Below are 14,084 nucleotides of genomic sequence, written 5' to 3'. Positions count from 1 at the left end.
AGATGGCAGGCCGGGTTACCCACCGCGCCGCATGCTCTTGCCCTGCGCATGGGCCGGCGAGCGGCGCCGTGGATAACCCTACATTCGCAAAGCCCCACCTAACGAATTCAAATTCGTGTCCAACCAAACGGGGCCACCTCTCCCTTTCCAATTCGCCGTTCTATATCTCGGTGAAGCACGTTTAGGCATACCGTTAGCTCGCCTGGGACCACTACTGAATGTCGCGTCGGCTGATTTATGCAACAAATCCCAGATAAATCATTACAAATAGTACAAGTCTTTTATCCAGAACGACTCATTCCAAAGTAACAATATTATAGAATAAATACGGATCGACGATCCAACCGCGCCTCGGGCACAGTGGCAAATCCGGAAGGATCAAATTTTGTCGAACAATCTTCCTATCAATGTTAAAGACTATGGTGCAGCTTGCGATGGAGTTACCGATGACAGTACACCCCTTCTAAATGCAAACGCCGCTGCCACACATAATAAGGCTCCGCTTCTGATCCCAGGAACGATGAAAATCGGTACAGCTACAACAATTACTGCATTTTTAGTCGATACCTTAGCGCAGCTTTTTACTACTTCCAGCATAGTCACAATTTCCAACGGTCAACCACTACGCCCAGAATGGTGGGGAGCCGATCCGACCAACACTAACGATTCGCTTGCGGCATGGACTGCCTGTACAACATCACCGCAATGCGTAACGATATTGATGTCAGGCGTCTATTCATTCTCCAATACATTGACGATTACGAATGCAAAAGGATTAATTATTAAAGGTGGCGGGGCGTCACTGATAGATCGACAAGCGCTGTCGTACAATAAATTTTCTCTCAACTTCAACAATATTCCATCAGGCGCAAGTGGTTTGGTCATTAACGGATTCAGAGGACTAGCCTTACAAGACTTCTTCGTTTCCCATATGACAATCGGGACAGCTGGCGGGACAGCTATATATGTCAATTCCGGGGACGATTTTGAAATATCTAACATTAAAGTTGAATCAAGCACAGGAGTGTTTGGAAAAGGAATCGTACTCGGTGGTGGTACTGACGAGACCTGCGCATTTATGGGAAATATCAAGAACTGCAAAATATACACAGCGGGCGGGCCAGCATTTGAAAGTAACTCAAGAAACACTAGCTTGACCTTCCAAAGTTGTTACCAAATCGGAGGATCCTTCAATTTTGTCGGCACAATCTATTCGTCCGTAATTAGCTGCGCCAGCGAGTACGCTACACTGTATGGCTATACCATAAATAAGTGCGGGAATATGTCCTTTATTGGTTGCGGTGGAGAGGCCAATGGCAGGGGCGTGTTCTATATGCAATCCAGCTCATACAATTTGGTTTTCACGAATCCAATGGGTGCTAGCAACAACTCATCTGGAACAACTGGGATCGGGGACCTATTTCAAATAGACAGCTCTGTTGGTGTGAACCAGAGTATTTCGATTATTAACCCAACGTCGCTATATCCCCATGCGAACACTACATACAATATTGCGGCAACGACTGGAACGCTGTACGTTGATGTCAATGGAGTTAGCGCTAGCCAGTTACCAAGAAGTATTGGTGGTGACTCGACATGGAAGTTAAACTATCTGACCTTCACAGGATATGGCGAAAACATCGGCTTTACTCCTGTATTAAATGCCAATTGGACATTCGTCGGGTCGCCAACGATCTCTGGGACATATGTTAAAAAGGGCGGCTTGATAACGTTCTCCATCAATATTTCTGGAACAACAAGCGTCTCAGCAAATGTCGGAGCGCAAATCACATTGCCCTGGCAAGAATCCACTGCCCCATACGCAGCCATCATCATGGACGGGTATAACAACAATTGTGGGTTCGCAACTGTAAATGGCAAAACAATCTACGTCCCCGCAATTGCTGCTAACTCTTACGGCTTAATTCTATCGGGGCAAGTTACCATTTAAATTTCTTAGGTGTTGATATTGCGGTTGTTGTTGAAATTGCCGTTGCTTTGGACTTGCACCGCATTGCGACGCTGCCAAATCCGGCGCACGTCAGCCGGGAACTCCGAGAAGCATGTTTGAGCCGAAGGCGAGTTTTGCCCTTCACCCGGCTGGCGCGGGTCGGATTTGGGAACCCAACTGAAGGGAGGGCAACGGCTTTGCTGCCGCCTTCTTTTTGGTTACTTTTCTTGCGCCCGGCGAGGGGGCGAAGCAAGAAAAAGTAACTGGCGGGCGGCCCCCCGGCAAGTAACCACGGAGTAGAAAACGTCTTACTTACGCACCAACCGTTCATAGCATGCCACCGAGCGCACTCCGTAGAACGTCAAATGGAGTCAGAGTAATTTTCGCAAAGAACCGCGAAAAAAAACTCTGACCCCATTTGACTCAGCCGGTAATGCATCAGCGACCGCTACTGCGGTCGCTCATTTAGCTACGGCGCGGGATGCAACAGCGAACGCTTGCGGGCGTAGCCGAAATAGATCACGAAACCGATTGCCAGCCAGCACAGGAACGCAATCCAGGTCACCGCCTGCAGGTGGAACATCAGGAACACGCAAAAGCCGATTGCCGCCAACGGCACGAACGGCACCCCCGGGCAACGGAACGCCCGCGGCAGATCCGGCCGCGTCCGGCGCAACACCAGCACCGCCACCGCGATCAGGGAAAACGCCATCAAGGTCCCGATATTGATCAGCTCAGCCAGGATATTCAAAGGAATCAGCGCCGCAATAAACGCAAACACAATACCCACCAGCCAGGTAGTAAAGAAAGGCGTCGCAAAACGCGGATGAATGCTGGACAGCTTCTTCGGCAACAAGCCATCCCGCGACATGGCAAACAAAATCCGCGTCTGCCCGTAAGTCATCACCAGGATCACCGTCGTCATGCCAATGATCGCCCCCAGGTCGACAAACCCCGCCACCCAGTTCTCCCCCGCATACTGCAAAGCCAGCGACACCGAATGATCGACCCCAGCAAATTTCTGGAACGGCACGATGCCCGTCATCACCGCCGCCACCACCACATACAGCAAGGCGCAGATCCCCAGCGAAGCGATGATCCCGATCGGCAAATCGCGCGCCGGGTGCTTGACCTCCTCGGCCGCCGAAGTCACCGCGTCGAAACCGATAAAAGCAAAGAACACGATCGCCGCAGCGTTGAACACACCGTTATAGCCGAACGGCAGGTACGGCTGCCAGTTGGCCGGCTGCACGTGGCCGACGCCGACCACGATGAACAGCACAACCACCGCGATCTTGATGAACACCATGATGTTGTTGGCGCGCGCCGATTCGCGCACGCCCAGTGACAGCAAGCCGCTGATCAGCAGCAGGATACAGAAGGCCGGCAGGTTGAACCAGGTAGTCACCCCAGGGACAGCGCCCGGCGCCGCCGTCAGCACAGTCGGCAAACCAATGCCAAAACCTGACAGCAAGGATTGCATATAACCCGACCAGCCCACCGACACCGCCGAGGTCGCCAAGCCGTATTCCAGCATCAGGTCCCAGCCGATGATCCAGGCCACGATTTCACCCATGGTGGCGTAGCTGTAAGTATAGATCGAACCGGAGACCGGTACCGTGGACGAGAACTCGGCGTAACACAGCGCAGCGAAACCGCAGGCGATCGCCGCCAGGATGAAGGACAGCGAAAGACCGGGACCGGCCAGCAAGGCGCCGCTGCCGGTGAGCACGAAAATGCCGGTGCCGACAATCGCGCCGACGCCCAGCAAGGTCAGGTCCATCGCCCCCAGCGTACGCTGCAGGCCGGTATCGGTGCGGCTGGAATGAATCATCTGATCCAGGTCTTTGGTACGAAATAAACTCATGCGACAACTTCCTTTGAAAACAGCGGCGCCAAACCCAGCGCTGGGCGGCGCTTCCCCACGGGAAAAGCGGGAAATAGTGAAAAAGGCAGGAATTATACTTGCTGGCGCCAGCCGGCCCGGAAAACCGCCCGCCGCACCCCCCCCCCGCGCTCCCGCCAAACCGCCATCCCGGGCGCAGATTTGTTTCCAGACGCGTATTTCCAGTCTCTGATCGCAAAAAAAGCGACAAGTCCACTTATCAAAAAATTGTCTATCCGATTTTTATAAAAATCAATATAAACAACGGTTTATCCTTTAACAGAACGCACCAAAATAAGACCACAAATTTATTAACGCAATACCAGTTAGATACAGATTGACATCCACTTTTTGCGCTCTTACAGTGCCCTTAATTCGGTATTTCCATATGGAAATACGGAAGATGATGGATGAGATGCCGTCTGTCCTCAGCGATCCGGCGCAGCGGCATTTGCAACGGCTTCGATTCTTGGTTCACATCGCACAACAGGTTTAGACATGCCTACCGGCAGTTGCTCTTCCCACGCTGCCCGACCAACCTTCTCAGGAGAGAAAATTGAAACTGAAACTGATACAGGGTCTCTTGCTCACCCTTGCCTGCAGCGCCGCCATGAGCGGCGGCGCCGAGGCCAGCCCCTTGCTGGCGGCCAGCGCGCAAGCAGCCACCACGGTAGCTTGTTATGCAGCGTGGGACGCCAGCGTGGCGTATACCGGCGGCGCTACCGTCAGCTACAACGGCGTCAACTACAAAGCCAACTGGTGGACCCAAGGGAACAATCCTTCGACCAATAACGGCGGCTCGGGCACCGGCCAGCCATGGACCATCGTCAACAACTGCGGCGGCGTCGTCACCCCGCCGCCACCGCCACCGCCACCACCGCCACCACCACCGCCTCCTCCAGGCGGCGGCACCACACCGGCCGGCTTCGTTTTCAGTCCGTACAAAGATGGCAGCATCAATCTGAACTGGAATACCTACGCCATGAGCACCGCCGTCAACGGCAGCGCGCAAACCGTGCTGAGCGCCATGCCAGCCAAGCTCACCACCCTGACCTGGGCCTTTGCCACCGGCGCCTGCGGTAGCGAAAACTGGGGCGGCGTCTCGGCATCGGCCTTCGCCGCAGCCAATGTGCAAGCCTTCGTCAACGCCGGCAAGAAGTACATCGTCTCCACCGGCGGCGCCTCAGGTTCATTCACTTGCACCAGTGATGCCGACTTCACGAAATTCATCCAGACCTATTATTCAGCCAACCTGGTCGGCATTGATTTCGATATTGAAGCTGGCCAGACCACGGCAGATATCAACAACCTGGTGCTGCGCGTGAAAAACGCACAAGCTGCTTACCCTAACCTGCGCTTCAGTTTCACGGTAGCGACGCTGGGCGGCAATGTTTCGCCTAGCCTCGGCTACTATGGCGTGCAAGTGATGCAGTCGATCCAGGCTTACGGCCTGACCAACTACACCATCAACCTGATGGCGATGGACTACGGCAGCCCGGCCGGCGGCAACTGCATGCTCAACAGCAGCGGCGGCTGCGACATGGGCGCCTCAGCGGTGCAATCGGCCATCAATCTGCACAACCAGAACGGCGTGCCGTACAAGCAGATCGAAGTAACGCCTATGATAGGCGGCAACGATTCGGCCAATGAAACCTTCTCCATCGCCGATGTCGCAACGCTGGTCAACTTTGCACAGCAGAATGGTCTGGCCGGTATCCACTACTGGTCCTTCGATCGCGACCGCGACTGCGCGCCGGGCTCGGCTTCGCCAACCTGCAATACCTACGGCACGGCGGGTACCCTGGGCTTCACCAACGCCTTCATCTCGCGCCTGGGACTGTAATGCAGTCTTGAAAACGTCGTGTAAAAAAGCCCCGTGCATGATTGCACGGGGCTTTTTTTATGTGCGGATTCAGCCGGCCGGCCTTACCTGGCCAGGTTCTTCCTGATGATGGCATCGGCCGCGGCTTCCGCTTCCGGCACCGGCTGACCCAGCGTCTTTGTGGAATACACGGGCGCGGCAGGCATGGACATTCCCAGCATCGGACCGTCCGTGCGGCTGATGTCGACCGTGACCACCGTCGACAGGCCCACCCGCAACGGATGTTTTGCCAGTTCCCTGGCATCCAGCGAAATCCGCACCGGCACCCTCTGCACCACCTTGATCCAGTTGCCGGTCGCATTCTGCGCCGGCAGCAGCGAGAAGGCGCTGCCGGTGCCGGCCGACAAACCCAGCACCTTGCCGTGGTAAACCACTTTGCCGCCATAGACATCGGCTTCTATGCTGGCGCTCTGGCCGACGCGGATATCCCTGAGTTCAGATTCCTTGAAGTTGGCATCCACCCATAACTGGTCCAGCGGCACGATCGACATCATGGCCGTGCCCGGCGTGACCCGGTTGCCAACCTGCACGCTGCGTTTTGCCACATAGCCCGTCACCGGCGCCAGGATCGCGTTGCGCCGCACAGCGAGCCAGGCCTGCACAAAGTCGGCCTTGGCCGCCAACACACCGGGATGCTGTTCCAGGCTGACGCCGGCTATGCCGGCGCGATTCGCATCCGCCTGCTTGAGCGCTACCTCAAGCGAGGCCTTGGCGTTTGCCACGGCTTGGCGGGCGTGGGCGACCTCCTCACCGGACACGGTATGATCCGCCGCCAGCGGCAGGCGGCGCGCCAGGTCGTCGCTGGCATCCTGCAAGACCAGCTTGCGCTGCTCTATGGTGGCATCGTACTGCGCCAGATTCGCGTAGCGTTCGCGCAGCTGCCGCACGGTCGTGCCCAGACGGGCATCGGCCTGGTTCAGCGCGACGTCGGCATCGATGGGATCGAGTTTGATCAGCTCCGCCCCGGCTTGCACCATCTGGGTTTCATCGGCGCGGATTTCCTGCACATTGCCCGCCACCTGCGAAGACAGATTGACCAGGTTGCCGCCGACGTAGGCGTTGTCGGTATCCACTTCTTTCGACAGGACCAGCACGTAGTAGATGGCGTAAGCAACCCCGATCAGAATGAACACCAGGGTCATGCCCAGCAACACGAGCTTGCGTTTGCCGGAATTGGGTAAGTCTTGAGTAGCTGTGGTCATTGCGAATATTCCGTTTGTGTTGAGGTCTGGGTAAGCGCTGCGTCCGGACCGGCGTTGTCGATGCGATAACCGCCGCCCAAGGCCTTGATCAGCGCCACCTCTGCCAGCAACTGCTGACTGTGCAGCTGCAGGTTTTCATCTTCTTGGCGAGACAGAGACACGCCGGCATTCAGCACTGTGCTGCGATCGGCCAGCCCCTGCCGGAACTTTGCCTGCGCGGCTTGCAGCAGGTCACGATTGGCTTGCATCACCTCGTCCTGCCGGCTGATCTGGCTCTCCAGGCCGCGCACGCTGATGGCTTGCTGTGCCACATCGCGCACCGCGTTAAGCACGGTCTGGTTGTAGTCGGCGATCAGCCCGTTGCGCTCGGCACGGGAAGATTCCAGACGCGCATCCAGACGCTTGCTGTCAAACAGCGGCAGCGACAAGGTCGGCCCCAGGAACAGAGTGCGGCTGGCCGCATTCAGCAGATTGCCCATGGAAATCGAATCCAGTCCGACCGATGCGCTCAGGTTGATGTCGGGATAAAACGCCGCCTGGGTCGCTTCGATCCGGCTCAGCGATGCTTGCACGCGCCAGTGGGCGGCCTGCAGATCCGGCCGGCGCGCCAGCAATTCCATGCCCAGCCTGGCCGGCAGCGCGTGCGAAACGGCGTTCAACTGCCGCGGCTTGAGGTCGGCCAGCGCATTGCTGTCGCCGGCAATCAGGGCGCGCAACGCTTCACGCTCGGCGGCCGTCTGCGCTTCAAGCTGCGCGGCCTGCTGGTTCAGGGTGCCGAGTTCGCTTTCCGCCATGCGCTGCTGGTCTATCGCCGCCAGCCCGTGCGCAACGCGCTTGCTGACATCGGCAACGATGTCGCTTTGCGTGATGATCGTCTGGCGCAGATTGGCCAGTCTGGCCCAGCCGCCTTGCAGGCTGAAGTAACTTTGCGCGGTAGCGGCGGCCAGCAGCTGTTCCGCCTGCGCGTAGTCGGCCCGTTGCGCATTCACCTCGCCCAGCGCGGCGGCGATCTGTGCCCGGTGCTTGCCCCACCAGTCGAAGTCGTAGCTGGCCTGCACCTGCACTATCGCTTCCGTGTAATAAGCGCCGCCTATCGGCGTCGGGAACAGGCCGTTGCTGGAATAGCGCTGGCGGGTTCCTTCCACATTCAAATTGACGTTGGCGCCCTTGTCGGCGCGATTGAACGCCAGCGTGGTGCGCGCCGAGTCGATGCGAGCGGCGGCAACTTCCAGCGTCGGGCTGGCGGCCAGTGCTTGCGTTATCAAGCGATTGAGCTGCGGATCGCCGTAGCGGGTCCACCATTGTCTGTCGGGCCAGCCTTCGCTGGCCAGCTTGATGTCGGCCGCCAGCTGCACCTTGGCCAGGTCCTGCTGCGGATAGATGTTGCGGTCGGGCGGAACCGTGGCGCAGGCCGCCACGCCCAGCGCAATCGCCAGCGACAGGGCAAGCGGTTTTAATGTTGATATATGCACAGCGAGATTTTCTCCGGACGGAAGAAGGATTTTTGTTAGCAGTGGATGCATGCGCTTACTCCATCGCCGGGTGGTCCATCGCCACCGGTGTACTGGTTTTTGGCGGACGGATCAGCAGCAGCAAGGGGATCACCAGCAAGGTCATGATCAGCATCAGCCAGAAATCGTTGACATAGGCGATCATCGATGCTTGCCGGGTGACCTCGTCGTTGATCACGGCCAGGCCGCCTGGCGTCGCCAGGTTGTAGGTCGAAGCCACCATCGCATCCTGGTAGGCAGGACTGGCGCTGGATATTTTTTCCACCAGCGACGAGTGCGCGATCTGGGTATTGCGCACCAACAAGGTCTGCACCAAGGCGATCCCGATACTGCTGCCGATATTGCGGATCAGGCTGTAGATGGCAGTGCCTTCGGCGCGCATTTCCGGGGTCAGCGTGGCAAACGTCGCCGCGCTCAGCGGCACGAACACCAGGCCCAGACCTATCCCCTGGATCACGCCCGGCCAGACGATGTCGCTGGGCGACAGCACCAGCGTATAGCGCGACATCTGCCACAGCGAGAACGCGGTGACGGAAAAGCCGATCGCCAGCAGCACCCGGAAATCCACCTTGCCCACCAGCCGCCCCACCACCAGCATCGCCAGCATGGTGCCGAAGCCGCTCGGCGCGGTCACCAGGCCGGCGATTTTCGCCGGGTAGCCCATCAAGGCCTGCAGCATCGACGGCGTCAGCGCGCGGGTGGCAAACAGCACCAGGCCGACGATGAAGATGAACAGCAGGCCGGTGACATAATTGGAGTTCTTCAGCAGCCGGTAGTCAAAGAAGGATTTGCCGGCAGGCCGCAGTGCGGTATGCGCCAGGAAATAGCAAAAACTCATGGTCAGCACAATCGCTTCGATCCAGGTCTCGCGCGCGGAAAACCAGTCGTTCTGTTCGCCGCGGTCGAGCAGCATCTGCAAGGCGCCGATGGCGATGCTGAGCGTAGCGAAACCGAACATGTCGAAGCTCATGCGGCGCGCCGCAGTGGTAGCGCGTATGTATTTCAAGATGCCGTAAAAGGCCAGCGACCCGATCGGCACGTTGATGAAAAACACCCAGCGCCAGTTATAGCTGTCGGTCAGCCAGCCGCCCAGGGTCGGACCGAGGATCGGGCCGATCATCACGCCCATGCCCCATACCGCCATGGCCGAACCGTGTTTTTCACGCGGATTGATATCCAGCAGCACCGCCTGCGACAATGGCACCAGCGCCGCGCCGAACACCCCCTGCAGCAAGCGCGCCGCGACAATCTGCGCCAGCGACATCGAGACGCCGCACGCCATCGACGCGATGGTAAAGCCGGCGATCGAAACCAGGAAAATACTCTTCTGGCCGAAGCGGTCGCACAGCCAGCCGGTGAGCGGCGTGGTGATCGCCGCTGCCACGATGTAGGAAGTCAGCACCCAGGTAATCTGGTCCTGCGATGCCGACAAGCTGCCTTGCATGTGCGGCAGGGCGACGTTGGCGATAGTGCCGTCCAGCGCCTGGATGATGGTCGCCAGCATGATGAAAATGGTAATCATGCGGCGATTGATAGGAACCTCGGGGCCGGCCGCGGCTGCCGTGCTGCTCATAGCCTTGCCTCCACCGCTGCATTCAGCGCTTCCAGCATCTCGGTGGCGCTGCGCAATTTTTCCTTGTCGACTTCCGCCAGGAATTCGATGCGAAACGCATCCGCCTCGGCTTTTACCTTGCGGTACAGCGCAAGGCCGTCAGCGGTCAGCACCGCCAGCTTGACGCGGCGATCGGTTGCCGACGGCTGACGCGTCACGAATCCGGCTTTCACCAGCCGGTCTATCATCGACATCATGGTCGGATCTTCCACCCCGAGCATATGCGCCAGCTCGGTTTGCGACTGCGGCTGGCCGGCCTTGGCAATCATGGCAATCGCCATCCAGCCGGCCTGCCCTACGCCCAGGGATTTGAGGTGACGATCCAGCGCCTGGCGCCAGCAGCGGGCCGCATTGTGCAGGGCTGCCGTGAAGCGTTCTTCCATGGTCAACAATTTCAATCCTAATAATAATATAACTAATCATTAGCTATCTAATTAAAATTGTAATGTGCTTCCTGGTGAAAAACAAGGCTTTTAAGATTTCTTTTCGCGCACTCGCGCCTCCGCGCATGCTCAGGGACGGCGGGCTGGCGCATTCTGCTAGACTATGCAATTAAACAGGCAACCAGAAATTAGATGGCTTCGAATTCGAATACGCTTGAAGAACACTTCTCCAGCGCCCTGCACAACACGGCGCGCGCCTGGAAGCTGGCGGTCGACCGGCGGCTGAAGTATCTTGGCCTGAGCCAGGCCAGCTGGACCGCGATCGCGATCGCGGCCAAGGCGGGAGAACCGCTGTCGCAGATCGAACTGGCAAACCGGGTCGGGATTGAAGCAGCGACGATGGTGGCGACCATCGATCGTCTGGTGAAAGCGGAACTGGTAGTGCGCGAACCGTCGCCGCTTGACCGCCGCGTCAAGCTGGTGGTGCTGACCAAGGCCGGCCACCAGCTGTATGCCAAGGTCAAGGCAGAAGCCGATGCTTTTCGCAAGGAATTGCTGGCCAACGTAGACAAGCAGCAGCTAACGGCTGCCGTCAAATTCCTCGAACATCTGCAAGCCGTTGCGGAAGCAGCCGCTTGCGACGCCAAGCCTTGAAGTTCTCTCCGGGGAGCGGAAAAATCAAGGCTGCAACAGCTCGGCCGCCACTTTATCCAGCAGCACCGCATTGCGGTCGGCAGACAATTGCCAGAACATCGCGCCGCCCAGGCCCATCTGTTTCAGGTATCTGATTTTATAGTCCAGCGACTCGAGGTCGTCATAGCTGACAAATTCGCCGGTATCCGGGTTGAACAGATAAGGCACTTTGGCCGCATCGTTCCAATAGCGGGTGAAACCGTTGCGATTGACCAGCGTGGCGCTGATATCGGCGAAATCCAGTTCACCCGGCTCGACACCGCCGCGGCCCTTGCCGTTGCAATCCTGATGCTGGCCGTGCATTTGCGCGCCGCACTGCTTCCAGCTATAGCCGTAGAACGGCATGCCCAGCACCAGCTTGCGCGCTGGAATGCCGGCCTGCAAGGCCATCTCGACCGTGCTGCTGACATTGAATTTGGGGTTGGCGTCGGGCCGCGCCAGCGCCGGATCATTGTACAAGGGCGCCACATGGCCAGCGAACTTGCTCCATGAACCGCTGAAGTCGTAGGTCATGATGTTGACCCAGTCGAGAATCGCAGCGACCTTGGCCATTTCGGTGTTCTGGAAAAATCCCTGGTTATTGCCGATCGCCGCGGTCAGCAGATAGCTGCGGTGCTCCTGCTTGCCGGCGCTGTCGAGGCGCTGGCGCAGCGCCTGCAGCAGCAGCGTGTAGTTCTGCTTGTCCTCCGGCCGCATGATGTTGGCGGCATCGCCGCCGGCTACCGGGAATTCCCAATCGATGTCGACACCGTCGAAACCGTTGTTACGCAGGAAGGCGACGACGCTGTCGGCGAATTTCCGGCGCGACTGCGGCGTCAACGCCACATCCGAAAATTCCTTGGAACCGGCCCAGCCGCCCACCGAGATCAGCGTCTTCAACTTGGGAGAACGGCTTTTGAGGCCGCGCAGCACGATGTAATCGCGCGCGCTCTGGTCGCTGCCGGAGGATTGGTCGGCGACGATCTCGCCATCCTTGATCAGCGCGAATGCATAATTCAGATGGGTCATCTTGCTGGCGTCTATGTCCGCCGCAGAGTACTGGCGCTGCTGCGACGGCAAATAGTATGCGACCACCTTGTAGGGCGCCGCCATGGCTACGGCAGGCAACAGCGCTGCAAGCAGCATCGATAAGCGCATCAGTTTCATTCTGTCTCTCGTTTATTTAAAAATCGCAGTTGGACGGCAACGGCGGCGTCATGGCCGCGACTGTATCGACCTGATGCACGCCGCTCCGGCGGTACGCATTCACCGCCGCGTCGACCTGCGCCGGCGACAGCAGCTGGTCCTTGACATGGATTACCCATGCCAGGTCCTGCTGGTAGCGCCGCTCCGCCTTGGTATCGGGCAGCACTCCGCTGGGAGAAAACCACAAATTGAAGTTGATCGACATCGGCTGCGCAGGGTAATTGCGGCCACCGTGTTCGTCCAGCTGTACGCCATCCAGGAAGTAGCGGATCTTGCCGCCGCCGACCTGCATCAGCACGGTATGCCAGCCGCCAAGTGCGCGCTGTTCCTCGTGCACCTGGTTGAACGCATTCCAGGGCTCCATCTGCACCGTTTGCCAGGACACGCTGTACAGCCTGCTGTGCGGATTGCCCCAGCCGCCGTTGGGCAGGTACTCCCAGTCCAGTTCGCTGTATTGCGGATCGAAATCGTGCTTGAGCGGACTGGAGGTGTAAAAAGATTCAACCACCAGGTCGCCGCCGGGCCCAGTCACCGCCGCATCGCTGAAGCGTATGCGGGCGGCGTAAGTCCCTTCGAAATATTTGCGCTGATGGCAAAGCTGGGCCTGGAACGTACCTACAGCCGTACCGTCGGTGCTGGCGTTCAGGCGCAACAGCCGCTGGCCGCCGCTTTGCGGATCATCCACCAGGCTGACGGTATCCGGTCCCCACTGCCCGTGCTCTATGCCGGGATGGCCTTGCTGGTCGCGGATCTTCCAGCCGCCAGCCGCCAGCGCGGCGGCATCGGCATAATGGAAATCGTCAAAGAATATGGCATCGGCAGCGGCCATGGCGCTGTGCGCCGCCAGCACGGAAACAAGCGCCAGCAAACCGCGTTGAAAATGTTTCATGGCTAAGCCGCCCGCGCCGCATCGGCGGCAGCCTTTTCATGGCGTCCGATCGGCACGATGCGCGACAGCAGCAGCACCGGGATCGCCGACACCAGCACCCACAGGAAAAAATGCTGGTAGCCGAGGGCAGCCTGCACCGAGCCGCTGACGATCTTGAACAGCACATAGCCCAGCTGCATGATGCCGGTGCCCAACGCGTAGTGCGCCATCTGGTACTTGCCGACCGCGACTTCCTGCATGATGAACAGGATCAGGCCGACGAAGCCGAAACCGTAGCCGAACATTTCCAGGCTCAGGGCGGCGCCGATCACGCCCAGGTTGGTCGGCATCGCGGTGCTCAGAAAAAAGTAGGCCAGGTTAGGCAGGTTCATCGCCAGGATCAGGAAGAACATGCTGCGCTTCAAGCCGCGCCAGGCAGTGAAATAGCCGCCCAGCAGGCTGCCGCCGATGAAGGCCACGGTTGCCAGCGTGCCGTACACGGCGCCGACTTCCGCTGTCGCCAGCCCGAGACCGCCTTCAGCGCGCGCCGCCCGCAGGAACAGCGGGCCGATGGTGGTGATCTGCCCTTCGCCGGCGCGGAACAGGATGATGAACAGGATCGCCAGCCAGATGCCCGGCTTCTGGAAGAAATCGATGATCACTTCGCGCAAGGTCAGCCAGACGCCCCGCATAACCCCTTTGCCGCCGGCCGGACGCGGCGGATTGCGTCCCGCCGGCAAGGCCCACAGATGATAGATCGCCAGCAGCAGCATGCTGACTCCCAGCATGCCGAAGATCAGGCTCCAGGCTTGCGCCACCGCCATGTGCTTCTCGAAATAGCCAGCCAGCACCACCAGCCCGCCCAGCGAAAAGAAGCGCGCCACATTGTAGAAGCCGCCCTGCCAGCCGGCG

11 protein-coding genes are annotated in these 14,084 nt (G+C 58.7%); 3 read left to right on the top strand and 8 right to left on the bottom strand.

Annotated features, from left to right (window positions below):
- Positions 1-385: 385 nt before the first annotated feature.
- A complete protein-coding gene (locus tag VNZ65_RS17445) occupies positions 386-1,951 on the top strand; it encodes a hypothetical protein (protein WP_325671222.1) in 1,566 nt (521 codons plus the stop codon).
- Positions 1,952-2,420: 469 nt separating this feature from the next.
- Here the strand turns inward: VNZ65_RS17445 and VNZ65_RS17440 are convergent, their stop codons facing one another.
- Positions 2,421-3,818 (bottom strand): amino acid permease, encoded by a 1,398-nt coding sequence (locus VNZ65_RS17440; protein ID WP_325671220.1) that lies wholly within the window; start codon positions 3,816-3,818, stop codon positions 2,421-2,423.
- Between the two features lie 574 nt (positions 3,819-4,392).
- On the opposite strand from VNZ65_RS17440, the gene VNZ65_RS17435 reads away from it, so the two are divergent.
- Positions 4,393-5,679: a carbohydrate-binding protein gene (locus VNZ65_RS17435; protein WP_325671218.1), complete on the top strand. Its 1,287-nt coding sequence runs from the start codon at positions 4,393-4,395 to the stop codon at positions 5,677-5,679.
- An 83-nt stretch (positions 5,680-5,762) separates the two neighbouring features.
- Here the strand turns inward: VNZ65_RS17435 and VNZ65_RS17430 are convergent, their stop codons facing one another.
- Genes VNZ65_RS17430 through VNZ65_RS17415 form a run of 4 tightly spaced genes read right to left on the bottom strand, consistent with a single transcriptional unit; the run spans position 5,763 to position 10,426 of the window.
- Entirely contained in the window at positions 5,763-6,920 is a 1,158-nt protein-coding gene (locus tag VNZ65_RS17430) for an HlyD family efflux transporter periplasmic adaptor subunit (RefSeq protein WP_325671216.1), read from the bottom strand.
- The gene (locus tag VNZ65_RS17425) at positions 6,917-8,392 is read right to left on the bottom strand and encodes an efflux transporter outer membrane subunit (RefSeq protein WP_325671214.1); all 1,476 of its coding nucleotides are present in this window, start codon (positions 8,390-8,392) and stop codon (positions 6,917-6,919) included. Before VNZ65_RS17425 ends, VNZ65_RS17430 begins: the two co-directional genes overlap by 4 nt.
- Before the next feature lie 55 nt (positions 8,393-8,447).
- Positions 8,448-10,004 (bottom strand): DHA2 family efflux MFS transporter permease subunit, encoded by a 1,557-nt coding sequence (locus tag VNZ65_RS17420; RefSeq protein ID WP_325671212.1) that lies wholly within the window; start codon positions 10,002-10,004, stop codon positions 8,448-8,450.
- Complete coding sequence (locus VNZ65_RS17415) at positions 10,001-10,426, bottom strand: MarR family transcriptional regulator (protein ID WP_325671224.1); 426 nt, start codon at positions 10,424-10,426, stop codon at positions 10,001-10,003. The genes VNZ65_RS17420 and VNZ65_RS17415 overlap by 4 nt, the downstream gene beginning before the upstream one ends.
- A 192-nt stretch (positions 10,427-10,618) precedes the next feature.
- Here VNZ65_RS17415 and VNZ65_RS17410 point away from each other — a divergent pair, with 192 nt between their 5' ends.
- Positions 10,619-11,080, top strand: a complete 462-nt coding sequence (locus VNZ65_RS17410; protein ID WP_325671210.1) for a MarR family transcriptional regulator — start codon at positions 10,619-10,621, stop codon at positions 11,078-11,080.
- Positions 11,081-11,104: 24 nt separating this feature from the next.
- On the opposite strand, the gene VNZ65_RS17405 is transcribed toward VNZ65_RS17410, so the two are convergent.
- The 3 genes from VNZ65_RS17405 to VNZ65_RS17395 all read right to left on the bottom strand — a co-directional run.
- A complete protein-coding gene (locus VNZ65_RS17405) occupies positions 11,105-12,265 on the bottom strand; it encodes a glycoside hydrolase family 18 protein (RefSeq protein WP_325671208.1) in 1,161 nt (386 codons plus the stop codon).
- 16 nt (positions 12,266-12,281) lie between these two features.
- On the bottom strand, positions 12,282-13,193 hold the full coding sequence (locus VNZ65_RS17400) for a glycoside hydrolase family 16 protein (protein WP_325671206.1): 912 nt from the start codon (positions 13,191-13,193) through the stop codon (positions 12,282-12,284).
- Positions 13,194-13,195: 2 nt separating this feature from the next.
- On the bottom strand, positions 13,196-14,084 hold an 889-nt coding region (locus tag VNZ65_RS17395; protein ID WP_325671204.1), incomplete at its 5' end, for an MFS transporter.

The organism is Collimonas sp. (assembly GCF_035566555.1).
GTDB lineage: Bacteria > Pseudomonadota > Gammaproteobacteria > Burkholderiales > Burkholderiaceae_D > Collimonas.
This window is presented reverse-complemented; position numbering and strand designations above follow the sequence as displayed.